Origin of the sequence: Acuticoccus kalidii, assembly GCF_021556395.1 — a bacterium.
GTDB lineage: Bacteria > Pseudomonadota > Alphaproteobacteria > Rhizobiales > Amorphaceae > Acuticoccus > Acuticoccus kalidii.
Genome location: NZ_JAKGCS010000025.1, coordinates 204379 through 227066, shown reverse-complemented (window position 1 = coordinate 227066; position 22688 = coordinate 204379). Strand labels below are relative to the sequence as shown.

19 protein-coding genes are annotated in these 22688 nt (G+C 67.2%); 15 read left to right on the top strand and 4 right to left on the bottom strand.

Features of this window, described 5'->3' with window-relative positions; translation table 11 throughout:
- Positions 1-121 precede the first annotated feature (121 nt).
- The 4 genes from L1787_RS17755 (at position 122) to L1787_RS17740 (ending at position 6945) form a co-directional block, all read left to right on the top strand.
- The gene (locus L1787_RS17755; RefSeq protein ID WP_235710420.1) at positions 122-1207 is read left to right on the top strand and encodes an efflux RND transporter periplasmic adaptor subunit; all 1086 of its coding nucleotides are present in this window, start codon (positions 122-124) and stop codon (positions 1205-1207) included.
- Positions 1204-4341 carry an efflux RND transporter permease subunit gene (locus tag L1787_RS17750; protein ID WP_235710419.1) on the top strand — a complete coding sequence of 1046 codons (3138 nt, stop codon included), beginning with the start codon at positions 1204-1206 and terminating at the stop codon, positions 4339-4341. The genes L1787_RS17755 and L1787_RS17750 overlap by 4 nt, the downstream gene beginning before the upstream one ends.
- Before the next feature lie 107 nt (positions 4342-4448).
- The gene (locus L1787_RS17745) at positions 4449-5891 is read left to right on the top strand and encodes a GntP family permease (RefSeq protein WP_235710417.1); all 1443 of its coding nucleotides are present in this window, start codon (positions 4449-4451) and stop codon (positions 5889-5891) included.
- Between the two features lie 166 nt (positions 5892-6057).
- On the top strand, positions 6058-6945 hold the full coding sequence (locus L1787_RS17740; protein WP_369415110.1) for a MurR/RpiR family transcriptional regulator: 888 nt from the start codon (positions 6058-6060) through the stop codon (positions 6943-6945).
- On the opposite strand, the gene L1787_RS17735 is transcribed toward L1787_RS17740, so the two are convergent.
- The 3 genes from L1787_RS17735 to iolD are packed head-to-tail and all read right to left on the bottom strand — an operon-like array spanning position 6942 to position 10538.
- Positions 6942-7751 carry an SDR family oxidoreductase gene (locus L1787_RS17735; RefSeq protein ID WP_235710412.1) on the bottom strand — a complete coding sequence of 270 codons (810 nt, stop codon included), beginning with the start codon at positions 7749-7751 and terminating at the stop codon, positions 6942-6944. The two genes, L1787_RS17740 and L1787_RS17735, sit on opposite strands and share 4 nt — an antisense overlap.
- The gene (gene iolE / locus L1787_RS17730; protein ID WP_235710410.1) at positions 7748-8662 is read right to left on the bottom strand and encodes a myo-inosose-2 dehydratase; all 915 of its coding nucleotides are present in this window, start codon (positions 8660-8662) and stop codon (positions 7748-7750) included. Before iolE ends, L1787_RS17735 begins: the two co-directional genes overlap by 4 nt.
- A 4-nt stretch (positions 8663-8666) precedes the next feature.
- Positions 8667-10538, bottom strand: coding sequence for a 3D-(3,5/4)-trihydroxycyclohexane-1,2-dione acylhydrolase (decyclizing) (gene iolD / locus L1787_RS17725; protein WP_235710408.1), 1872 nt, complete (start codon positions 10536-10538; stop codon positions 8667-8669).
- A 138-nt stretch (positions 10539-10676) separates the two neighbouring features.
- Here iolD and iolG point away from each other — a divergent pair, with 138 nt between their 5' ends.
- The 11 genes from iolG (at position 10677) to L1787_RS17670 (ending at position 22029) form a co-directional block, all read left to right on the top strand.
- Positions 10677-11684, top strand: coding sequence for an inositol 2-dehydrogenase (gene iolG / locus L1787_RS17720; RefSeq protein ID WP_235710406.1), 1008 nt, complete (start codon positions 10677-10679; stop codon positions 11682-11684).
- Positions 11685-11688: 4 nt separating this feature from the next.
- Positions 11689-13125, top strand: a complete 1437-nt coding sequence (locus tag L1787_RS17715) for an NAD-dependent succinate-semialdehyde dehydrogenase (protein ID WP_255720601.1) — start codon at positions 11689-11691, stop codon at positions 13123-13125.
- A gap of 9 nt (positions 13126-13134) precedes the next feature.
- Positions 13135-13953, top strand: coding sequence for an HpcH/HpaI aldolase family protein (locus tag L1787_RS17710; RefSeq protein ID WP_235710402.1), 819 nt, complete (start codon positions 13135-13137; stop codon positions 13951-13953).
- Positions 13953-14927 (top strand): hydroxyacid dehydrogenase, encoded by a 975-nt coding sequence (locus L1787_RS17705; protein WP_235710400.1) that lies wholly within the window; start codon positions 13953-13955, stop codon positions 14925-14927. The genes L1787_RS17710 and L1787_RS17705 overlap by 1 nt, the downstream gene beginning before the upstream one ends.
- A complete protein-coding gene (locus L1787_RS17700; protein ID WP_235710398.1) occupies positions 14908-16062 on the top strand; it encodes a Gfo/Idh/MocA family protein in 1155 nt (384 codons plus the stop codon). Before L1787_RS17705 ends, L1787_RS17700 begins: the two co-directional genes overlap by 20 nt.
- Before the next feature lie 27 nt (positions 16063-16089).
- Positions 16090-17166 carry a Gfo/Idh/MocA family protein gene (locus L1787_RS17695; RefSeq protein ID WP_235710396.1) on the top strand — a complete coding sequence of 359 codons (1077 nt, stop codon included), beginning with the start codon at positions 16090-16092 and terminating at the stop codon, positions 17164-17166.
- Positions 17167-17288: 122 nt separating this feature from the next.
- Positions 17289-18029: an ATP-binding cassette domain-containing protein gene (locus L1787_RS17690; RefSeq protein ID WP_235710394.1), complete on the top strand. Its 741-nt coding sequence runs from the start codon at positions 17289-17291 to the stop codon at positions 18027-18029.
- Positions 18026-19072: an ABC transporter permease gene (locus tag L1787_RS17685; protein ID WP_235710392.1), complete on the top strand. Its 1047-nt coding sequence runs from the start codon at positions 18026-18028 to the stop codon at positions 19070-19072. The genes L1787_RS17690 and L1787_RS17685 overlap by 4 nt, the downstream gene beginning before the upstream one ends.
- A 33-nt stretch (positions 19073-19105) precedes the next feature.
- Positions 19106-20098, top strand: a complete 993-nt coding sequence (locus L1787_RS17680) for a sugar-binding protein (RefSeq protein ID WP_235710391.1) — start codon at positions 19106-19108, stop codon at positions 20096-20098.
- 110 nt (positions 20099-20208) lie between these two features.
- The gene (locus L1787_RS17675; RefSeq protein ID WP_235710389.1) at positions 20209-21219 is read left to right on the top strand and encodes a Gfo/Idh/MocA family protein; all 1011 of its coding nucleotides are present in this window, start codon (positions 20209-20211) and stop codon (positions 21217-21219) included.
- Positions 21220-21543: 324 nt separating this feature from the next.
- On the top strand, positions 21544-22029 hold the full coding sequence (locus L1787_RS17670; protein WP_235710387.1) for a DUF992 domain-containing protein: 486 nt from the start codon (positions 21544-21546) through the stop codon (positions 22027-22029).
- 121 nt (positions 22030-22150) lie between these two features.
- On the opposite strand, the gene L1787_RS17665 is transcribed toward L1787_RS17670, so the two are convergent.
- On the bottom strand, positions 22151-22648 hold the full coding sequence (locus L1787_RS17665; protein ID WP_235710385.1) for a hypothetical protein: 498 nt from the start codon (positions 22646-22648) through the stop codon (positions 22151-22153).
- Positions 22649-22688 lie beyond the last annotated feature (40 nt).

Genomic DNA, 22688 nt, shown 5'->3' with positions numbered 1-22688 from the left:
CAGCACCGCCGATCGCGTGCGCGACCGAGATGGAGTGTGATATAATAGATTTCTAATTTGGCGAATAATTTGCCAATTAGCAGTCATTAAAATGATAGTTAACTGGCACCCGGTGGCAGATATGACCGTTCGGCAATTCCTCACTTTCGCGGGTTTGGCGGCGGCGGTCCTGCTCGCCTCGGGCTGCACCCCGGAAGAGGAAGAGGCCCCGGAGGCCCCTCGCCTCGTCCGCGTCGTGACGGTCGAGCCCGAGGAAGAGGGGCGCACCGTCAGCCTCACCGGCACCGTGGAGGCCAAACGCGAAGTCGATCTCGCCTTTCGTGTTGGCGGGCGGATGACGGAACGGCCGGTGAATGTCGGCGATATGCTCGAAGCGGGCACGACCGTCGCGCGGCTCGATCCGATCAACGAACAGAACGCGCTGTTGTCGGCCAATGCGAACCTTGCGGCCGCCGAAGCCCGCCTCGTCGAGGCGCAACTCGATTTCGATCGGCAGTCGCATCTTTACGAGCGCAATGTCGTCGCGCGCGCACGGCTCGACAACGCCTCCCAGGTGCTGCGCTCGGCCCAATCCGCCGTCGACGACGCGCAGGCCCGGTCCGACCTCGCCCAGACCCGCCTCGACGACACCGAGCTGCGCGCCGACGCGCCCGGAACCGTCATCGCCCGCGGCGCGGAGATCGGCGAGATCGTCCAGCCCGGCCAGATGATCGTGCGCGTCGCCCGCGATGATGGGCGCGACGCGGTCTTCGACGCGCCGGCGAACCTCATGGGAACGGTGCCCCCTTATACCGAAATCGGCATCGCCCTCACGATGGATCCCGCCGTCACGGCGAGCGGCCGGATCCGCGAGGTCTCACCGCAGGCGGACGCCACGACGGGCACGTTTCGGGTGCGTGTCGGCCTCGACAATCCACCGCCCGAGATGCGGCTCGGCTCGACCGTCACGGGGCAGGTGCGGCTCGGCGGCGCGGCGGGCGTGATCATCCCGGCGACCGCCCTCACGAGCCTCGACGGCGCGCCGGCGGTCTGGGTCGTCGACCCCGCCACATCGACCGTCGCGCTGCGGCCGGTCGAAGTGGCGGAGCATCGGCCGAGCACTGTTATCGTCGCCACCGGCCTCCAATCCGGCGAGCTGGTCGTCACCGCAGGCGTTCAGGCGCTGCGGCCCGGCCAAGCCGTCCGCCTGCCCGACGCCCGGTCATGATCGGCCCCAACCTCTCCGCTTGGGCGATCCGCAGCCGGTCGCTCACGATTTACCTCATGCTCATTGCGGTGATCGCCGGAGCCGCCGCCTTTGTCGGCCTCGGGCGGGACGAGGATCCGACCTTCACCATCAAGACGATGCTCGTGACCGCCGTGTGGCCGGGCGCGACGCTCGACGAGACGTCCGATCAATTGACCGAGCGGCTCGAGCGCACGCTTCAGGAGGTGCCGGGTCTCGATGCGCTGCGCTCGATCACCCGGCCCGGCATCGTCACCATCTATGTCGATCTTGAGGGCGCATGGCCGCCCGAAGAGGTCGCCGATTCCTGGTACGAGGTGCGAAAGCGAGTCGGCGACATCCGCCACACACTCCCGCAAGGCGTCCTCGGCCCGTTCTTCAACGACGATTTCGGCGACGTCTTCGGCATCGTCTACGGCTTCACCGCAGACGGCTTCACCTTCCGCGAGCTGCGTGATGCGGTCGACGGGGTGCGCTCCGCCCTCCTCGCCGACGTTCCGGGGATCGCCAAGATCGAGTTCATCGGCGCCCAGGACGAGCGGATCTATGTCGACCTCGACCCGCAGCGGATCGCGACGCTCGGCCTCGATTATGGCCAGGTCTTCAGCGCCGTTGCCGCCCAGAACGTCGTGCGGCCGGCGGGCACCATCAACACCGGGCTCGAAAATCTCTCTTTGCGCGTCACCGGCGCGTTCGACACCGAAGCCGACGTCGCCAACGTCTCGCTGAATGCCGGCGGGCGGATGATCCGCCTCGGCGATATCGCCGATATTCGGCGCGGCTTCGTCGACCCGCCGAGCCCCCTCTTCCGCGTCAACGGCGAGCGCGCGATTGGGCTCGCGATCTCGATGCGCGAAGGCGGCGACGTTCTGGAGCTCGGCCGCAATGTCGAGGCGGCGATGCGCGGGATCGTCGCGAACCTTCCGATCGGGATCGAGACGATCCTCGTCTCCGACCAACCCGAGATCGTGACCCGCGCGATCGGCGATTTCACCGCCTCGCTGTGGCAGGCGATCGCGATCATTCTCGTCGTCAGCTTCCTGACGCTCGGCTTGCGGCCTGGCGCGGTCGTCGCGATCGCGATCCCGGTGACGCTCGCCACCGTGTTCCTCGTGATGCAGACGCTGGGGATCGACCTGCACCGGGTCTCGCTCGGGGCGCTCATCATCGCGCTCGCCCTCCTTGTCGACGATGCGATGACGACGGTCGATTCCATGCTGCGCCGCTTCGCGGCGGGCGACCGGATCGACGAGGCGGCCACCTACTCCTACCGGATGCTCGCCGCGCCGATGCTGACGGGAACGCTCATCACCATCGCCGGCTTCATCCCGATCGGCTTTGCCGAGAGCATTGCCGGCGAATACACGATCTCCCTCTTCCAGGTCGTCGCGATCGCGCTCATCGCGTCGTGGTTCGTCGCGGTCCTCTTCACGCCGATCATCGGGTCGGTGCTCCTGAAGGCCCCGCCCCGCGGGAGCGAGACGACCCGGCCGGGCGCGATCCTGCGCGCCTATCGCCGCGTGCTCGACCTTGCGATCGCCGCGCGCTGGCTCACGATCGCGATCGCAATCGGTCTCTTCGCCCTCGCCCTCCTCGCGCTCGACAGGGTCGACCGGCAATTCTTTCCGCCGTCGGATCGCAACGAGCTGATCGTCGACTTCCAGCTTCCCCGATCGAGCTCGATCTTCGCGAGCGAGGCGGCGGTGGAGACGATCGAGGCGTGGCTCTCCCAGCAGACGGAGGTCGATTTCTACTCGTCCTATGTCGGCCGGAACGCGATCCGCTTCTATCTCCCGCTCGCGATCCAGCCGCCGAGCGACCATCATTCGCAGATCGTGGTGATGGCGAACGACGTCGCCTCCCGCCTCGCGCTGGAGGACCGGCTCGCCGACTTTCTGGAGACGGCATTTCCCGAAGCGATCAGCCGCGTCAGCCCGCTCGAAATGGGGCCGCCGATCGGCTGGCCGCTCCAATATCGCCTCACCGGCCCCGATATCGAGATCCTGCGGACCGAGGCGCAGACGCTCGCCGGCGTGATCGCGTCCCACCCTGGCGCGACGCGGGTCCACTTCGACTGGATCGAGCCCTCACGCGAGGTGCGGATCGTGATCGACCAGGATCAGGCCCGGCGGCTCGGGCTGACGAGCGCGGCGCTGTCCAACGTCCTCAACGCCGCCGTCTCGGGGATGCCGATCACCCAGCTTCGCGATGGGATCTATCTCGTCGATGTCGTCGGGCGGGCGAGCGCAGGAAACCGGGTGACGCTCGACACCTTGAACACGCTGCAAGTGCCGGTGCCGGGCGGGCGCACGGTGGCGCTCAGCCAGTTCGCGACCTTCGAGCCCTCACAGGAGCAGCCGATCGTCTGGCGGCGCGACCGGATGCCGACGCTCACGGTTCTCGCCGACGTCGCCCCCGGCACGTCGCCGGAGACCGTCGTCACCGATATCGACGCGGCCGTCGCCGCGTTCGGCGCCGACCTTCCCGCGGGCTATCGGGTGGAGCTCGGCGGCACGGCTGAGACGAGCGCGGAAAGCGCGGCGGCAGTGTTCGCGGTGGTGCCGCTGATGGTCATCGTCATGGTCACGCTCCTGATGGTGCAGCTCCAAAGCTTCCGCCGCGTCGCGATCGTCGTCCTCCTCCTGCCGCTCGGGCTCATCGGCGTCGTCGCCGCGCTGCTCGCGTTCGGTCGGCCGCTCGGCTTCGTCGCGATTCTCGGTATCCTGGCGCTGATCGGGATGATCGCGAAGAATGCGGTGATCCTGATCACGCAGATTGTCGACGAGGAGCGGAACGGGCTCACGGCGCGCGAGGCGGCCGCGGTGGCGGCGATGGCGCGTCTGCGGCCTTTGATGCTGACGGCGCTCTCGACGGTGCTCGGCCTCCTGCCGATCGCGCCGACCCTCTTCTGGGGGCCGATGGCGTTCGCGATCATGGGCGGGCTCCTCGTCGCGACGATCCTGACATTGATCGTGTTGCCGGCGCTTTATGTGATCCTCGCCGGTGGCCGGCGTGGCACGCCGCTTGAAGGCAACCACAGCGAGTCGCTCGCCCCCGCCACCCCGGCGGGGGACCAGACCGACGGTGGAGCTATGGGACACGGTCCGTCATCATGACGGCCAACAGAAAATGGTCCGTCATCATGACGGACGATGGAACAGGGTCCGTCGCGACGACGGACGAGGCGGGAGCGCCCGCTTTGCGCATGGGAAAGGTCTAGCCGATGGGGCTTTTCGGCATTCTCGTCGCCCTCGCGGTCTTGATGGCGCTCGCCTTTCGCGGGTGGACGATCCTCCTCCTCGCGCCATTCGCCGCGCTGGTCGCCGCCGCCTTCTCCGGCGAGCCGCTGCTCGCCCATTGGACGCAGACCTTCATGGGGGCCGCGGCGGGCTTCGTTGCGCAGTTCTTTCCGCTCTTCCTGCTCGGCGCGCTGTTCGGCAAGCTGATGGACGATTCGGGCTCGGTGAACGCGATCGCCGCGTTCATGACGAAGACGCTCGGGCCGAAACGGGCGATCCTCGCGGTGGTGCTCGCCGGTGCGCTCGTGACCTATGGCGGGGTCAGCCTGTTCGTCGCCTTCTTCGTCATCGCCCCGATGGGCCAGGCCCTCTTCCGCGCCGGCGCCGTGCCGAAGCGCCTCCTGCCGGCTGCGATCGCCCTCGGCACGTCGACGTTCACAATGTCCGCCCTTCCCGGCACCCCAGCGATCCAGAACGCGATCCCGATGCCCTTTTTCGGCACGACCGCGTTCGCCGCGCCGGGGCTCGGCATCATCGCTTCGGTGGTCATGTTCGGCTTCGGCATGTGGTGGCTCACCCACCGCAGCCGCCGCGCCGCCGCGGCCGGGGAAGGCTATGGCGAGAGCACCGCGCCGGTGTCCGACGACGTGACGGTGCGCGAGCTCGCCACCACCGCCCGCGAGTTCGACCCCAAGGAGATCGACGCTTCGCCGAAGGCCGCCTCCGTGCCGCCCTTCGGCCTCGCGGTGCTGCCTCTCGTCGTCGTCGTCGTCACCAACCTCTTGATGGCGCAGCTCATTCTGCCGCGGCTCGACTTCGCCTTCCTCGCCGAACCGGGTTGGGGGGGAACGAGCCTCGGAGCGGTCGGCGGCGTCTGGGCGGTCGCGGTGGCGTTGTTGTCGGGCATTATCGTTCTCGTCGCGACCGCCTTCGCCCGCCTGCCGAAGATCCGCGACACGATCGACGCGGGCGCGAACGCCTCGGTGCTGCCGATCATGAGCGTCGCGAGCCTCGTCGGCTTCGGCGCGGTGGTGGCGGCGCTGCCGGCCTTCGAGCTGGTGAAAGCGTGGGTTCTCGGCATCGAAGGCGGACCGCTCGTCTCCCTCGCGGTGGCGACCAACATCCTCGCCGCCCTCACCGGCTCGGCCTCGGGCGGCATGACAATCGCGCTCGAAGCCCTCGGGCCGACCTTCATGGACATCGCCGCAACGACGGGGTTCGACCCGTCGGTGCTGCACCGCGTCGCCGTCATCTCCTCCGGCACGCTCGACAGCCTGCCCCATAATGGCGCGGTGGTGACGATGCTCGCCGTCTGCGGCTGCACCCACAAAGAGAGCTATCTCGACGTCGTGATGGCTGCCGTCGTGGGCGCGCTCCTTGCCCTCATCGTCGTGATCGTACTCGCGAGCCTCTTCGGCAGCTTCTGAACCCGCACGCCTCGGCCGACCTCGATCGTCGCGCCGATCCGCGGGATCATGGCGGAATAATTATTGTAAAGGCGCTCGTTTCTGCAATTATCAGTGCCGGGGTTCCGCGATCGATTGGAGCCCATCGATTGCGCGCGATGGCGACGCCCGCCGTCGCGCGCCGGACGTGGCAAACGAGGCGGTTGTGAAAAAAGGGTCGGCACCGAGGGACTATGAGGCCCTGATACGCGTCATTCATGAGCGTTACAGCACCATGAGCAAGACGCACCGGCGAATCTCGGAATATCTGACGCAAAATCCGAACGACGTCGCGGTGCTTTCGGTCAACACCATCGCCTCGCGCTGCGAGATCCATCCGTCGAGCTTTGTGCGTTTCGGCCAGTCGCTCGGCTATTCCGGCTTCAAGGATCTTCAGACTGTCTTTCAAAAGCGCCTGTCGACGGCTGCGCCCGGCTTCGAAGCGCGCATCAAGGCGCTCGAGCACGAGTTGATCGGCTCCAAGGAGAAGCGTCCGGCGGGCTTCCTCGCCGACCTCATCGTGCGCGATGTCGAATCCCTGCGCGGTCTCCTCTCGGACGTCACCGACACGCAGATCGACGAGGCGGCGGAGATGATGAAGCGCGCGGAGACGATCTATCTCGTCGGCCAGCTTCGCTCCGCGCCGGTCCTCGTGCTCCTGCGCTATGTCCTCACCATGCTCGCCAAACCCTCGGTGCTGCTCGACGAGAGCGGCGGCCTCGCGACGCATCGGGCCCGCCTTGCCGGCCCCAACGACCTCGTGTTCGCCGTGTCCTTCCGCTTCTACGCGCAGGAGGTGGTCAATATCGTGGAGGAAAGCGCCCAGCGGGGCGTGCCGGTGCTGGCGATCACCGATTCCACCCTCTCCCCGCTCGCGCGCGATGCCAACGTGCTGTTCTGCGTGCCGGAGCACGAATACACCTTCGCCCGCTCTCTGGCCGCGCCGATGTGCCTTGCCCAGGCGCTGACCGTGGCGCTCGCCGCCCGCCTTCAGGACGGCGACACGCCGCGGATCCCGACGGTGACGTCGCCCTAAAGGTGCATCGGCTGGGTCGGCGTCGGCGGGGCGAACGAGTAGCCGCCCCAGACCGACTGGTCATAGTGGATCACGGCGCCGGTCATCATCCCGGCATCCTCCGAGGCGAGATAGGCCACCGCCTTCGCGACCTCTTCCGGCGCGATGAGGCGGCCGAAGGGCTGCTCGGCGCCGGCCTTTGCGAGCCAGTCGGCGTCCGCCCCGTGATACTCGCGCTGGATCCGGTCCTCCCCGTCCGACGCCATCCAGCCGATATTGAGCTGGTTGACGCGGATGCGGTTGCGCAACAGCGCATAGGCGGAATTGCGCGTCACCGTCGCGAGTGCCCCCTTCGAGGCGCAATACGGCGCGATGAAGGGCTGTCCGGCGAGCGCGGAGGCCGAGCCGATATTGACGATCGCGCCCTCGACCCCCTCGCGGATCATCACCTTCACCGCCCCCTGCATCAGGAAGAACGGCGCGCGCGTGTTGACCGCGAACATGCGGTCGAAGAGCTCCGGCGTCGTGTCGATCAAATTGCCCCGGTCGGTGAGCCCGGCCGCGTTGACGAGAATGTCGATCCGGCCGAACGCCTTGTCGGCCGCCTCGACGACCTTGAAGGCGGCGTCGGTCTCGGCAAGGTCGGCGGCGACGAACTCGGTTCGCGCGCCGGTGATGCTCGAGGCGACCGCCTTCCCCTTGTCGGCGTTGCGCCCACAGATCACGATGCCTTCGGCGCCCGCCGCCGCGAACTGCCGCGCGATCGCCGCCCCGAGCCCTTGCGTGCCGCCGGTGACGACCGCGATCTTTCCATCCAGTCGGTTCATGTCATCCCTCTTTGCGCAGAGGCCACCGTGTAGCCGGCGGCGTTCATGACGCGCACGAGCTCCGCGTGACCGATTTTCGCCATCTCGAGCGGCGGGCTGACCTTCGGATCCTGTTCGGCCTCGACCACGAACCAGCCTTCATAGCCGGCCGCCTTCAGCGCCTTCACGATCGCCTCGAAGTCGAGCGAGCCGTCGCCGGGGACGGTAAAGGCGCCCTTCACGATGGCGTCCAGAAAGCTCTCTCGGCGCCGATCGAGACCGACCACGATCTCGGCCCTCACGTCCTTGGTGTGAACGTGATTGATGCGCCGATGATGGTTTTCGATGACCCGCATCACGTCGCCGCCGGCGAAGGCCATGTGGCCGGCATCGAAGAGGAGCGGCACGGAGGAGTGCTTCATCAAAAGGTCGAGCTCGGCTTCCGTCTCGATCACCGCGGCCATGTGGTGATGATAGGACAGCTCCATCCCCTCGCCCGCACACCAGTCGGCGAAATCGGAGATCTTGCGGCCATAAATGGCGATCTCCGCTTCGGTCAGCGTGGGCTTGGTCGCGAGCGGGGCGCCGCGGTCGCCCTGGATCGACCGCGCCGTCTCTCCATAGACGATCACCGGCGCGCCGGCCGCCTTGAAGAAGGCGAGCTGGGTGGCGATGCGCTCCTTCTCCCGCTCGATCTCCCCGTCGAGGAGGAGACCGGAGAACCAGCCGCCACAGACGGAAATGCCGTGACGGGCGAGGACCGGCCCGAGCTCGTCCATGTCCATCGGGAAGCGCCGGCCGGTCTCCATGCCGGTAAAGCCCGCCTCCGCGGCCTGCCGCAGACACTCGTCGAGCGAGACGTCGTCGGAAAGGTCCTCGAGGTCGTCATTCCACCACGCGATCGGCGCGATACCGAGCTTCGCCGTCGCCATCGGATCAGACCCCGACGCGCTGCTTGGCGCGGATCGCGAGCTGCGATGCATAGGCATCCTTGACCGCCTGCCGGTCGGACACCTCCGGCACGCCGACATCCCAGTCCGCATCGCCCGGCACCCACGCATAGGCGTCGCAGGCGATCGACAGGACGCTTACCCCCTCATTGCCGAGCGCCCACTCGATCGCGTGTTCGAGATCGGCGAGGCTGTCGCACGCGCGTCCCTTGGCGCCCATCGCCTCGGCGTGCTTGACGAAATCGACGTGAAGCGGCGCCTCCGGCGTTGCGATCCGACAATCGGCGAGGAGGTTGTTGAAGCTCGGAACGCCCTTGAAATTCTGTAGCCGATTGATGACCGCGAACCCGCCATTGTCGCAGACGACGACGATCATCTTGTGGCCGGTGAGGACCGCCGAATAGATGTCGGAATTCATCATCATGTAGGAGCCGTCGCCGACCATGACGATCGGTGTCCCGCCCGTCGCGCCCGGCCCCGCCTGAGCGATCGCGTTGCCCCAGCCGCCGGCGATCTCGTAGCCCATACAGGAGAAGCCGAACTCGCAATCGAACGTGTTCGGCGCCTTGACCCGCCACCCCTTCGTGACTTCGCCGGGAAGCCCGCCCGCCGCGGTGATCAGCGTATCGTTCGGGCCCGCCGCGCGGTTCACCGTGCCGACGATCTGGGCGTAGGTCGGCACCGGCGCGTTGGTCGGCGCCTGGTGCTCGTCGAGGAGCCGGTCCCACGCGGCGAAAAGGCTCTTGGCGTGCGTCAGACGATCGGCGCCGAGCGACCAGTCGCCGAGCGCGGCGTCGAGCTCGCCGACACACTCCAGCGCGTCGCCGACGACGGCGTGGGCGCGGTGCTTCACCGCGTCGAACCGGGCGGCGTTGATCGAGACGAACCGCGCATCCGCGGCGAAGGCGGTCCACGATCCGGTGGTGAAGTCCTGGAGCCGTGTGCCGATCGCGAGCACGACGTCCGCCTCCTCCGCGAGCTGGTTCGCGGAGGTGGAGCCGATGATGCCGATCGGGCCGGCATGAACGTCGCTCGCATGGGTGAGCGTGCCCTTTCCGGCGATCGTCTCGACCACCGGGATGCCGCGGCGCTTGGCGAAATCGGCCACCGCCGCCTCGGCGAGCGAATAGCGCACGCCGCCGCCCGCGATGATGATCGGCGTCTTCGCCCTTTTCAAAATCTCCGCCGCTTCGGCGACGGCCGCCCGGTCGGGGCGCGGGCGCGGGACGGCCCAGACCTTCGGCTCGAAGAAGGCGGCCGGGTAGTCGAACGCCTTTTCCTGCGTATCCTGTGCGAGGGCGATGAAGGCGGGTCCGCAATCGGCGGGATCGAGCATCGTCGCGATCGCGTGCGGGAGCGAGGACAGGATCTGCTCGGGCAGGACGATCCGGTCCCAATAGCGAGTCACCGCCTTGAAGGCGTCGTTCACCGTGACGGTCGGGTCGGAAAAATGCTCGACCTGTTGGAGGACGGGATCGGGTAGCCGGTTCGCAAAGGTGTCCCCCGACAGGAGGAGGATCGGCAGCCGGTTCGCCATCGCAACGCCCGCGGCGGTCACCATGTTGGTCGCGCCGGGGCCGATGGAGCTTGCCGCGATCATGATCTGGCGGCGGCGCTTGGCCTTCGCGAAACCGATCCCCGCGAGCGCCATCGACTGCTCGTTCTGGCCCCGATAGGTGGGCAACCGATCCTGCACGGCTTCGAGCGCTTCGGACAGGCACGTCACGTTGCCGTGACCGAAAATGCCGAACACGCCCGCAAAGAGCGGGACACGCTCGCCGTCGATCTCGATGAACTGATTGCAAAGATAGCGGACGAGGGCCTGCGCCATCGTCAGCCGGATCGTTCCCTCACGCATCGCGGCGGCCTCCTCCCCGAGTGGTTGTTCACCACCGGCAAAACCTCGGGTAGTCTTACGCTACCCTCAAAATGTTTATTGACAACTCTGACATGCTGCAATGATCATTGCAAGCAACAAGAAACCGGGGGGAAGCTCATGGTCGCCGTCGCCGTTCTGGGCTGTGGCCGCATCGGCCAGATGCATGCGCGAAACATCGCGCGCCATCCGCGCACCACGCTCGCCAGCGTGTTCGACGTTCATGGGCCGTCGGCGCAAAAGGTGGCGGAGACGCTCGGCGTGCCGGTCGCGGCGAGCCCGGAGGCGATCTTCGCGGATCCGGCGGTGGATGCGGTGGTGATCGCCTCCTCCACCGACACCCATGTCGACCTTTTGAAGATGAGCGTTGCGGCGCGGAAGCCGGTCCTGTGCGAGAAGCCGATCGACCTCAGCCTTTCCCGCGTCGAGGATTGTGCGAAGGCGATCGCGGGCACCGATATTCCGATCTTTCTCGGCTTCGTGCGGCGCTTCGATCCGACCCATGCCGCCGTCGCGCAAGCGGTGCGCGACGGGACGATCGGCACGCTCCATCAGGTGGTCGTCACCTCGCGCGATCCGGGCCTTGCCTCCGAGGCGTATCTGACGGTCTCCGGCGGCATCTTCCGCGACATGACGATCCACGATTTCGACATGGCGCGCTTCGTTCTCGGCGAGGAGGTGAGCGAGGTGGTGGCGTTCGGCGCCCGCCTCGTCGACCCGGCGCTGATGGAGCGGATCGACGATATCGACACGGTGTCCGTCCTGATGCGCACCGCGGGCGGGCGGCAGGCGATCATCAACAACTCGCGCCGCGCGGTCTACGGCTACGACCAGCGGGTCGAGGCGTTCGGATCGGCCGGAATGGTCGCCTCCAACAATTGCCGCCCCAACGCGATGACGGCGTGGGGTGAGGGCTTCACCGAAAAGGCCGCCCCGCTCCTCGACTTCTTCATCGAGCGCTACACCGAGGCGTTCAACACCGAAATCGCCGCCTTCGCCGACGCGGTCGAGGGAAAGGCCGCCCCGGCGGTCACCTTCGAGGACGGCCGGCAGGCTCAGCGCCTCGCCGAGGCCGCCACCTTGTCGGCCCGCGAAGGGCGGATCGTGAAACTCGCAGAATTGGGCTGATCCGATGTATGGCACGTTCGGACTTTTCATCTCGGGCGCATGGCGCCCCGCCGAGGGTGGCGCGACCATGGATGTCGTCAGCCCCGTCAGCGAGACCGCGCTGGGCGCCGCCGCCGCCGCCACGGTCGCCGACACCGAAGCGGCGATCGAAGCCGCCGGCGCCGGCCTCGAAGCCTGGCGCGCGACCGGCGCGTTCGAGCGCGCCGACGCCCTCCACCGGATCGCCGACGAGATGCTGTCGCGCAAGGACGAGGCGGTGCGGATGATCTCGCGCGAGACGGGCAAGCCGCTCGCCCAGTCGCTGCGCGAATGGGGCCTCGCCTGCGACCAGTTCCGCTGGTACGCGGAGGAGGCCCGGCGGATCTATGGCCGGATCATCGAAAGCCGCGTTCCGGGCGGGCGTTTCGAGGTGCATCACGAGCCGGTCGGGATCGCGGCGGCCTTCACCGCATGGAATTTCCCCGCCGCCCTTCCCGCCCGCAAGGCGGCGCCGGCGCTCGCGGCAGGCTGCTCCGTCATCATCCGGCCGTCGAGCCAGACACCGGGCACGGCGATGGTGCTCGTCGACTGCATGCGCGCGGGCGGCCTGCCGGATGGCGCGGTCGGCCTCCTCACCGGTTCCACCGCCAACACCTATGGCCCGATCATGGCCGCGCCCGAGGTGCGCAAGGTCTCGCTGACGGGCTCCACCCGCGTCGGCCAGCAGATGCTGAGGGACGCCGCCGACACGGTGAAGAAGGTGTCGATGGAGCTCGGCGGGAACGCGCCCTGCATCGTCTATGACGACGCCGACATCGAGAGGACGCTCGATATCATCGTGCCGACGAAATTCGCCAATTGCGGCCAGGTCTGCGTCAGTCCCGACCGCTTTTTCGTGCACGAATCCGTCCATGACCGCTTCGTCGACGGCTTCGTCGCCCGCGCCGAGGCCCTGACGCTCGGCGACGGGCTCGACGAGGCGACCGCGATGGGACCCCTCATCAACGGCAATCGCCTCGCCGAGATCGAGAGCGTCATCGCCGACGCGGTCGCGAGCGGGGCAACGGTCGCGACCGGCGGCAAACGGCCGAGCCAGTTCAACGCCGGTTTCTTCCACCAACCGACCGTCCTTACCGACGTCGCCGACGACATGCGCGTCTTCGCCGAGGAGAATTTCGGCCCGGTCGCCCCCATCACCCGCTTTGGCGGCGACGATGAGGTGATCGCCCGCGCGAACGCCACCCATATGGGCCTCGCCGCCTACGCCTTCACGACCAATGCGGCGCGCGCCCGCCGCACCGTCGCCGATCTCAAGGCCGGGATGGTCGGCATCAACAGCCCCGCTTTGGCCGCCTCCGAGGCGCCGTTCGGAGGCACGAAATATTCTGGCATGGGCCGCGAGGGAGGCGCCGAGGGGATCGCCGACTATCTCGACACCAAGCTCGCCCAGCTCGTGTTCTGAGGGAGCGACATGAAGAAGAACGCACTCAAGGAGATCTGGGCCGCCGGCCGGCCCGTTCTCAATGGCTGGCTGTCGATCGGCAACCCCTTCACCGCCGAGATCATGGCCGCGCAAGGCTATGACGCGGTCTCGATCGACATCCAGCACGGCGCACTCGATTATTCGGCGATGCTGCCGATGTTCCAGGCGATGCGCGCCTCCGGCGTCGTCCCGATGGCGCGGGTTCCCTGGAACGAGGCCGGCATCATCATGAAGGTGCTCGATGCCGGCGCCTATGGCGTGATTTGCCCGATGGTGAACACGCCCGAAGAGGCCGCCCGCTTCGTCAAGGCGATGCGCTATCCGCCGATGGGCGAGCGCAGCTTCGGTCCGACCCGCGCGAACTTCACCCAAGGGGCCAACATCCCCTACGAGGCCAACGAGGAAGTGCTCGCCTTCGCCATGGTCGAAACCGCCGAGGCGATGGCGAACCTCGACGCGATCGCCGCGACGCCGGGCCTCAACGGCATCTATGTCGGTCCGGCCGACCTCACCTTCTCCCTCTATGGCGGCCGGTTTCCGCCCGCCTTCGACCGGGAGGAGCCGGAGATGATCGAGGTGCTGCAGACGATCGTCGCCGCCGCGCACAAGGCCGGCATCAAGGCCGCGCTCCACTGCGGCGCCGCCGACTATGCCGCCCGCGCGATCGGCTGGGGTTTCGACATGACGACGGTGTCGGGCGATGCGCGTCTTCTCGCCGCCGCCGCCGCCGCGAGCGTCGCGCGCTTTCGCGAACTCACCGACGCGCCGGCCGAGACGGCCGCAGCGACCGGCACCGGAGCCTACTGATGGCGCACGTCCTGGTGGCTGGCAAACTCCATCCCACAGGGCGCGCTCTTCTCGATGGCGCGGCGGGCCTCACCGCCCGCTATGTCGAGGAGATTTCCGAGGCGAGCTACGCCCCCTTCATCGGCGAGGCGGACGCCCTTCTCATCCGCACCCAGCCGCTCAGCGCGGCGACGGTGGCGATGGCGGAGCGGTTGAAGCTCGTCTCCCGTCACGGCGTCGGTTACGACGCGGTCGACGTCGCCGCCCTCAATGCGCGCGGCATCGCGCTCGCGATCTGCGGCGACGTCAATTCCACCTCGGTCGCCGAGCACGCGATGATGCTGATGCTCGCCGCCGCAAAGCGCGCTTTGCGCGCCGATGGCGCAGTGCGTCGCGGCCCCTGGGATTGGCGCCAGACGCTCGAAGCGGCGGACGTGAAGGGGCGCAATCTCCTCCTCGTCGGCTATGGCCGGATCGGCCGCCATGTGGCGCGAATGGCGAGCGGCTTCGACATGACGATCCGCGCCTTCGACCCCTTCCTCGCGCAAGCGGGATGGCCGGACGGCCCCGTCGCCCCGGTCGCGACGCTCGCGGAGGGTCTCGCCTGGGCCGATATCGTCTCGCTCAGCGTGCCGCGCGGCGATCGCGCCGTCATCGGCCGTGAGGAGATCGCGATGATGCGGGACGGGGTCGTCATCGTGAACACGGCGCGCGGCGGTGTCGTCGACGAGATGGCGCTCGTCGACGGGCTCGCCTCCGGCAAGGTCGGTGCGGCGGGGCTCGATGTCTTCGAGGCCGAACCGCTGCCCGACGGTCACCCCCTCACCCGCTTTGACGAGGTGATCCTCTCCCCGCACATCGCCGGCGTCACCGAAGGCGCGGCGGAGCGCATGGCCGTCGGCGCGGTCCAGAACATCATCGACTTCTTCGCGGGACGGATCGACCCGGCGCTCGTCGTCAACAAGGACTCGCTCGATGCCCGCGCCCAAGCCTGAACTCAAGATCGGCCTCATCGGCACGGGCTTCATGGGCAAGACGCACGTGTTCGGCTTCGCGAGCGCGGCAAAGGTCTTCGACCTTCCCTATGAGATCGTCCTCCATACCGTCGCCGACGTGACCGACACGCTCGCCGAGACCGCCGCCCGCCGCCTCGGCTTTCGGCACGCGACGTTCGACTGGCGCACGATCGTCGCCGATCCGGCGATCGACCTGGTCGACATCACCGCCCCCAACGCGCTGCACAAGGAGATGGCGCTCGCGGCGATTGCGGCGGGCAAGCACGTCTATTGCGAAAAACCGCTCGCGCCGCGCGCCTCGGACGCCGCCGAGATGGCGCGCGCGGCGGCGCGGGCGGGCGTCAGGACGCAGGTCGGCTTCAACTATGTCTGCAATCCGATGCTCACCCTCGCCCGGCGCATGATCGAAGCGGGCGAACTCGGCACGATCGTCAATTATCGCGGGATCCACGCGGAGGACTATATGGCCGACCCCGCCGGCCCGTTCACCTTCCGCCACGATCCCGCCGGCGGCGGCGCGCTCGCCGATATCGGCAGTCATGCGCTCGCGACGGCGGAGTTCCTGCTCGGCCCGATCACCGAGGTGATGGGCGACACGGTGACGGTGGTGCGCACACGGCGCGACGCGACCGGCACCGATCGGCCGATCGAGGTCGACGATATCGGCCGCGCCTTCCTGCGCTTTTCCTCCGGGGCGAGCGGATCGATCGAGGCCAACTGGCTCGCCACCGGCCGGACCATGCAGCACGATTTCGAGCTCTACGGCACCAAAGGCGCCCTCGCCTTCAGCCAGGAGCGGTTCAACGAGCTCCACCATTACGACGCCGCCCGGCCCGATGGCCGCCGCGGCTTCGCCCGTATCGAGGCCGGGCCGGCCCATGCGCCCTATGGCGATTTCTGCGTCGCGCCGGGCCATCAGCTCGGTTTCAACGACCTCAAGGCGATCGAGGTGCTCGGCTATTTGCGGGCGATCGCCGGGGAGATCGACGAGCCGTTCGGCTTCGCCGCCGGCGCGCGGGTGCAAACCCTCGTCGAGACCATTGCCCGATCGGCACAGGAACGGGTGTGGCTCGCCGTGCCCAATCCGGCGGCGGCGGTGCGCGGAGAACCATAGAAACCAACCAAGGAGGATCGAACCAGAATGGACAAAGTCCGCTATGCCGTCGTCGGCGCCGGGTGGATCTCGCAGGAGGCCTTCCTTCCCGGCGCGAGCGTCGCCGACAATTCCGTCGTCACCGCGATCGTGAGTGGCAGCCCCGACAATGCGCGGCGCCTCGCCGATTTTCACGGTGTCGAGCACGTTTTCGGCTATGATCGCTATGACGAGATGCTGGCGGCGGACGTCTGTGATGCGGTCTATATCGCCCTGCCCAACTCGATGCATGCCGACTATACGATCCGCGCCGTCAAGGCCGGCAAGCACGCGCTCGTCGAAAAGCCGCTCGCCGTCAGCGTCGACGAGTGCGACGCGATGATCGCCGCGGCGAAGGCGGCCGGCGTCCATCTGATGACCGCCTACCGCCTTCATTGCGAGCCGGGCACGATCGCGGTGCTGGAGGCGATCCGCGCCGGGGAGATCGGGACGCCGCGCGTCTTCACGTCCACCTTCACGATGACGGCGGATCCGGCGAACCACCGCCTCCTCGCCGAGCATTGGGGCGGCCCGCTCCAGGATATCGGCGTTTATTGCCTCAATGCGGCACGGCATGTCTTCGCGGCGGAGCCGGTCGAGGTCTCGGCCCTCACGGCGCGCGGCGAGGATGCGCGCTTTTCCGAGGTCGAGGAGACGATCGGCGCGACGTTGCGCTTTCCGGGCGGGGCTCTCGCCCAATTCACGGCGAGTTTTGGCGCCGTCGACGTCAATTCGTACCGGGTCGTCGGCACCGAAGGCGATATCGTCCTCGAGCCCGGATACAAATTCCAGGTCGCGACACGGATGATCGTGCGCAAGGGCGACACCGTCACGATCCGCGAGTTTCCGCAGATCGACCAGTTCGGGGCGCAGACGGTCTATTTCTCCGATTGCATCTTAAGTGGAACGGCGCCGGAGCCGGACGGCGCGGAAGGTCTCGCAGACGTTGCAATCATGCGCGCACTCGAGCGGAGCGCTGCGACCGGAGCGCCGCAGCCTGTCGACCTTCCGCCGCGGCCGACGCACCCCGGGCCCGACATGGTCCGCATCACGCCGACGACGCACAAGCGACTCTTGCTGAGTTAAGGTTGCAGCATGGCCCCGCGCCGTGCAATCAGTCTTGCAAAATCTATGCGTGTACCGATGCTTAGGCCGGTGACGCCGAACAAGAACGCACACTCGCGTGCGCATATCGAAGGGAGGGTTCCGTGGCGACATTGCGTCTGACCGGGATCACGAAGAGCTTCGGCGCGATCCACGCGCTCGCCGGCGTCGACCTCGAGGTCCAGCGCGGCGAGGCGGTCGGGCTGATGGGCGACAACGGCGCCGGCAAGTCGACGCTGATGAAGATCATCGCCGGCAACTTTCGCCCCACCGCCGGAAAGATCGAAATCGATGACGAGCCGGTCGATTTCTACAAGCCGATCGACGCGCGCAACAAAGGCGTCGAGATCGTCTACCAAGACCTTGCTTTGTGCGACAATCTCACCGCCGCGGCGAACGTCTTTCTCGGGCGCGAGATCAAGCGCCGGCTCGGCCCGCTCAAGGTGCTCGACTATCCGGCGATGTACGCCAAGGCGGCCGAGCTCTTCGGGGAATTGAAATCGGAGACGCGGCCGCGCGATCTCGTCAAACAGATGTCGGGCGGTCAACGGCAGGCGGTGGCGATCGCCCGCACGCGCCTGTCCGACCCGAAGCTCGTCCTGATGGACGAGCCGACCGCGGCAATCTCCGTGCGGCAGGTGAAGGAGGTGCTCGGCCTCATCAATCGCCTCAAGGAGACCCATCACGCCGTCGTCCTCGTCTCGCACCGGATGCCGGACGTGTTCGAGGTCTGCGACCGCGTGATCGTCATGCGGCGCGGCCACAAGGTCGCCGACAAGCACATCGACGAAACGAGCCCTGAGGAAGTGACGGGCCTGATCACGGGGGCGATCGCGACCGCATGAGCACCAATCAGCAAGTCTCACCCACCGCCATGAGCGAATCGGTCGACCATGCGGCGATCGACGACACGATCACCTCGCGCCAGGAATCGTCGAGTTTCGCCGCGATCCTGAAGACGCAGCCCTTCTGGGTGTTCATCGCGATCCTCGCGATCGGCGTCGTGATGACCTTCGCCTCGGACGTCTTCCTCACCGAGCGGAACATGTTCAACGTCACGCGCAACTTCGCCTTTTTCGGCATCATGGCGCTCGGCATGTCGGCGGTGATCTGCACCGGCGGGATCGACCTTTCGGTCGGCTCGCTGATGGGCCTCACCGGCATCGTCACCGGCCTCATCATGCAGACGGGTTATGGCATCGCCTTCGGCTTCGTGGGCTGCATGGCCGCGGCGGCGACGGTCGGGCTCATCAACGGGGTGCTGATCGCCTATCTGCGGCTCGCCCCGTTCGTCGTCACACTCGGTATGCTCGCGATGGCCCGATCGATCGCGATGGTGATCTCCAACAACAAGATGATCTACGATTTCGGCCCCGATCAGGAGCTGTTCGAGTGGATCGGCGGGGAGAGCATCTTCGGCATTCCGAACCCGGTGATCGTGCTCGCTGTCCTGACGCTCGTCTTCCTCTTCGTCTACCGATACACGACCTGGGGCCGCTGGGTGGTGGCGATCGGCGGCAACGCGAAGGCCGCCAAGCTCGCGGGAATCCCGGTCGAGCGGATGGTGGTCTCGGTCTACGTCATCTCCTCGATGACGGCGGGCATCGCCGCCTTCCTCATGGTCGGCTGGTTCGGCTCCGTCACCAACGCGCTCGGCCTCACCTATGAGCTCAATGTCATCGCCGCCTCGGTGATCGGCGGGGCGAACCTCATGGGCGGCGTCGTCTACGCGGTCGGCGCGCCGATCGGCGCGGCGCTCATGGAGCTGATCCGCAACTCGCTTCTGCTGGGCGGTATCGATGCGCTCTGGCAGCAATTCTTTGTTGGCCTGTTCCTGGTGCTCGCCGTGCTCCTCGAACAGATCCGCAATCGCGAGCGGAGCGATTAATCCGCAATAACCGAATAAAACCGGAGGAAACACATGAAGAAAGTCGTATCCCTTGCGATACTCGCCGCGGTGGCGATGGGCGGGACGGCCTATGCGCAGGACAAATTGCGTCTCGCGCTCGTCCCCAAGGCGATGAACAACCCCTTCTTCGATCTCGCCCGTGACGGTTGCTACAAGGCGCAGGAAGACGACAGCTCGATCGAGTGCGTCTATATCGGCCCTGGTGAGCACACCGAAATGGAGCAGATCCAGATCGTGCAGGATCTGATTTCCCAAGGCGTCGACGGGATTGCGGTGTCGCCCTCCAACGCCCCGGCGATGGCGAAGGCGCTCAGCGCGGCGAAGGACGCCGGCATTCCGGTGATGACCTGGGACGCCGACCTTCTCGAGAAAGACAAGGACATCCGCGCCACCTTCGTCGGCACCAAGAATTACGATATCGGCGTGAACCTCGCGGAGATCGCGCAGAAGCTTCATCCGGATGGCGGCAAGCTCTGCCTTCAGACCGGCGGCGCGGCGGCGGCGAACCACAATGAGCGCCTTCTCGGCATCCGCGAGACGCTGTCGGGCGAAAAGCTCGGCGATGCGCCCGGCTCCCCGCTCGACGGTCAGAATGGATGGACCGAGATTTCCGGCTGCCCCCTCATCACCGACGATGACGGCAACAAGGCGGTCCAGGGCCTGACCGACATTCTGGCCGCCAACCCCGACCTCACCGCCTTCATCTCCACCGGCGCCTTCACCCAGTGGTACGACAACGCGTATCGCCAGGCGGTCGAGCCCTACAAGGACAAGCTCGCCTCGGGTGATCTGTCGATCATCGTCGCCGACACGCTGCCGATGCAGATGCAGCAGCTCAAAGACGGGCTGTCCAACGGCCAGGTCGGCCAGCGTCCGTTCGAGATGGGCTATAAAGCGATGTTCATCCTGAAGGATCTCAAGGACGGCAAGTCGGTCGAGGATCCGATCTATACCGGCCTCGACGTTTGCACGCCCGACAACGCCGACAACTGCGTCAGCGGCTGAGCCCCCTTCCGATGGGCGCTTCGGCGCCCATCCCTTTCGCCTCGCGGCGCCCGCCGCGTGATGACGACCGGACGATGCGCCATGCCCATCGTCGAATTCCGGTGAACGCGATGTCGACGAGAATTGCCGTGATCGGTGCGGGCGTGATGGGCGCCGACCATGCCCGCATCCTCGCCAGCGAGGTGGCCGGCGCTGTTCTCCAGGTGGTCTGCGATCAGGACGCGGAGCGCGCCGAAGCGGTCGCCGAGGCGACGGGCGCCGTCCACGCCGCCACCGACGCAGCCGCGACGGTCATCCGCGAGGATGTCGACGCCGTCCTCATCGCGAGCCCCGACAAGACCCATGCCGCCCTCACCATCGCCGCGATCGAGCGTGGCAAGCCGGTGCTGTGCGAAAAGCCGCTCGCGCCGACCTCAGCTGAAGCCTGGCCGGTGATCGAGGCGGAGGTGCGCGCCGGCCGCCGCCTCGTCCAGGTGGGTTTCATGCGCCGCTTCGACCCGCCCTATCGCGATATGCGCGCAGCGGTCGAAGCGGGCGCGCTCGGCCGGCCGATGCTGATGCACAACGTCCACCGCAACGTCGAAACGCCGTTCGCCTGGTTCACCGCGGACATGGCGATCACCAATTCCGCACCGCACGAATTCGACATTGCACGCTTCGTGCTCGGCTCCGAATTTCGCGCGATGTCGGCCTTCAAGCCGCAGCGAGACGGCGAGCGCATCCCGCCGGTCTTCATGGTGCTCGAGACCGAGGCGGGACAGCTCGTCAATGTCGAGATCAACAACAACGCCGCTTATGGCTATGACGTGCGCGGCGAACTCGTCTTCGAGAAGGGCTCCGTGCTCCTCAACGCCGCGGCGCCCACGCGCACCTATGCCGACTTCAAGTCCTACGAGCCCTACGCCCCCGACTGGCGCGACCGTTTCGCCGAGGCCTACCGCCGTCAGGCGATGGCGTGGCTCCGATCGATCGAGACGGGAAGGCCGAGCGATATCGCGGCAAACGCCTGGGACGGCTTTTGCGCGACGTTCGTCGCCGAGGCCGGTGTCGCAGCGCTCGCCGGCGGCGGACGGGTTCCGATCACCTACCCGGCGAAACCGGCGCTCTACGGGCCCGCCTGAACGGCGGGGGCGCTGACGCGCGCCCTCTCTCTGACGGCGGCGTGACGGCCGGGCCGGCGGAGGCGGTGTCACCCCCACGCGAACCAATGTTGACCGCTTTGCGTTGTTGGAGATGCGTCGATCTTTTCGGATGTTGCGCGGTTTCCCCCTGTCGGATTGGTTCAGCGACCTTATATCCGCGGACAGCCGCGCTGGCCTCGGACCGCACCTTGGTCCAAGCCACCGATCGGGTCGGCCGCGCCGTGGTCAAACCGGCATCGCCGAACGGTCGGCATGTTCGGTCGCAACACTCCATGCCCTTCGGGCGACATAAGGACGACGACGATGCTTCGCACACTCATGGTCGCAACTCTGGCTGCCGGCACCATCGCCACCGGCGCACTCGGCGCCGCAACGAGCGCTTCGGCGCAAGCCGGTGTGGAGGCGGGCGAACTGCGTTGCCGCGTGAGCGGTGGCCTGGGCCTGATCGTCGGCTCGCGCAAATCCCTGGAATGCACCTATAGCGGCGTCTCCGGCGTCACGGAGGTCTATGACGGCACGATCACCAAGCTCGGCATCGATATCGGTGAGACCCAGGAGGGCGAGCTCGTCTGGGGTGTGCTCGCACCGGCCTCCAGCGTCGAACCGGGCGCGCTCGCCGGCAAATATTACGGCGTTTCGGCGGACGTGACGGCGGGCGTCGGTGTCGGCGCGAACGTGCTCGTCGGCGGGTTCGACCGCTCGATCAGCCTGCAGCCGGTGTCGGTCCAGGGCCAGGTCGGCGCCAACATCGCCGCCGGCGTCGCCGAAATGAGCCTCGAGGCGCGCTGATCGATTGCGGGCGGCGTCTCGGGCGCCGCCCCTCTTCACTTCCTCGCGCGGCATCCCGCGATTAGGGTTCCATGCCGCGCGCCGCGGCCGCTTTACTGCAACGCCGCGCGCCGCGACCGCTTTATTGATTGACGGCGATAATCTTCACCGCCTCGTCCTCCCCGACCGGTGAGAACCAGACTTCGCCGTCGCCGACCATCGCGCCCTGATAATTGGCGAAGAGATTGTCATAATCCTGCGCGGCGATCGCCTCTTGCACGGCGGGCGTCATGATCCCGTCATAGTGATCGACGAAGCCGCTCGCATCGTCGATCGTGACGGCCTTTCCCTCGATCTCGGTCTTGAACGGATAGTCGACCATCGCTGCGACGGCCTGGTGATCGCCATCGGCCACGGCGGTTTTGAGGTCGGCGAGGAAGGCGCGGATCGGCTCATGCTCGCCGAACAGCGTGTCGAGCCGTTCGTCCACCGCCGTGTCGGCCTCTACGGTCGCGACCAGCGCGCTCCCCGCGACGAGAAGGCCCGCGAGCACGGCGACGCGCAACACCCCGGCAAGGCGATGGGCGTGAGAGACGGACGCGGACGCCGCCGGACGAGCGAGTTTGTAAACATCAATCATGGGCCGTCTCCTGTTTCTTGACGGAACAGCCCCGAGCTTG

Coding starts and splice junctions, on each gene's coding strand:
- L1787_RS17675 (WP_235710389.1), top strand. CDS start 20,209: ATGTCGACGAGAATTGCCGTGATCGGTGCGGGCGTGATGGGCGCCGAC.
- L1787_RS17700 (WP_235710398.1), top strand. CDS start 14,908: ATGCCCGCGCCCAAGCCTGAACTCAAGATCGGCCTCATCGGCACGGGC.
- L1787_RS17685 (WP_235710392.1), top strand. CDS start 18,026: ATGAGCACCAATCAGCAAGTCTCACCCACCGCCATGAGCGAATCGGTC.
- L1787_RS17695 (WP_235710396.1), top strand. CDS start 16,090: ATGGACAAAGTCCGCTATGCCGTCGTCGGCGCCGGGTGGATCTCGCAG.
- L1787_RS17710 (WP_235710402.1), top strand. CDS start 13,135: ATGAAGAAGAACGCACTCAAGGAGATCTGGGCCGCCGGCCGGCCCGTT.
- iolE (WP_235710410.1), bottom strand. CDS start 8,662: ATGGCGACGGCGAAGCTCGGTATCGCGCCGATCGCGTGGTGGAATGAC.
- L1787_RS17705 (WP_235710400.1), top strand. CDS start 13,953: ATGGCGCACGTCCTGGTGGCTGGCAAACTCCATCCCACAGGGCGCGCT.
- L1787_RS17735 (WP_235710412.1), bottom strand. CDS start 7,751: ATGAACCGACTGGATGGAAAGATCGCGGTCGTCACCGGCGGCACGCAA.
- L1787_RS17750 (WP_235710419.1), top strand. CDS start 1,204: ATGATCGGCCCCAACCTCTCCGCTTGGGCGATCCGCAGCCGGTCGCTC.
- L1787_RS17680 (WP_235710391.1), top strand. CDS start 19,106: ATGAAGAAAGTCGTATCCCTTGCGATACTCGCCGCGGTGGCGATGGGC.
- L1787_RS17670 (WP_235710387.1), top strand. CDS start 21,544: ATGCTTCGCACACTCATGGTCGCAACTCTGGCTGCCGGCACCATCGCC.
- iolD (WP_235710408.1), bottom strand. CDS start 10,538: ATGCGTGAGGGAACGATCCGGCTGACGATGGCGCAGGCCCTCGTCCGC.
- L1787_RS17745 (WP_235710417.1), top strand. CDS start 4,449: ATGGGGCTTTTCGGCATTCTCGTCGCCCTCGCGGTCTTGATGGCGCTC.
- L1787_RS17665 (WP_235710385.1), bottom strand. CDS start 22,648: ATGATTGATGTTTACAAACTCGCTCGTCCGGCGGCGTCCGCGTCCGTC.
- iolG (WP_235710406.1), top strand. CDS start 10,677: ATGGTCGCCGTCGCCGTTCTGGGCTGTGGCCGCATCGGCCAGATGCAT.
- L1787_RS17715 (WP_255720601.1), top strand. CDS start 11,689: ATGTATGGCACGTTCGGACTTTTCATCTCGGGCGCATGGCGCCCCGCC.
- L1787_RS17755 (WP_235710420.1), top strand. CDS start 122: ATGACCGTTCGGCAATTCCTCACTTTCGCGGGTTTGGCGGCGGCGGTC.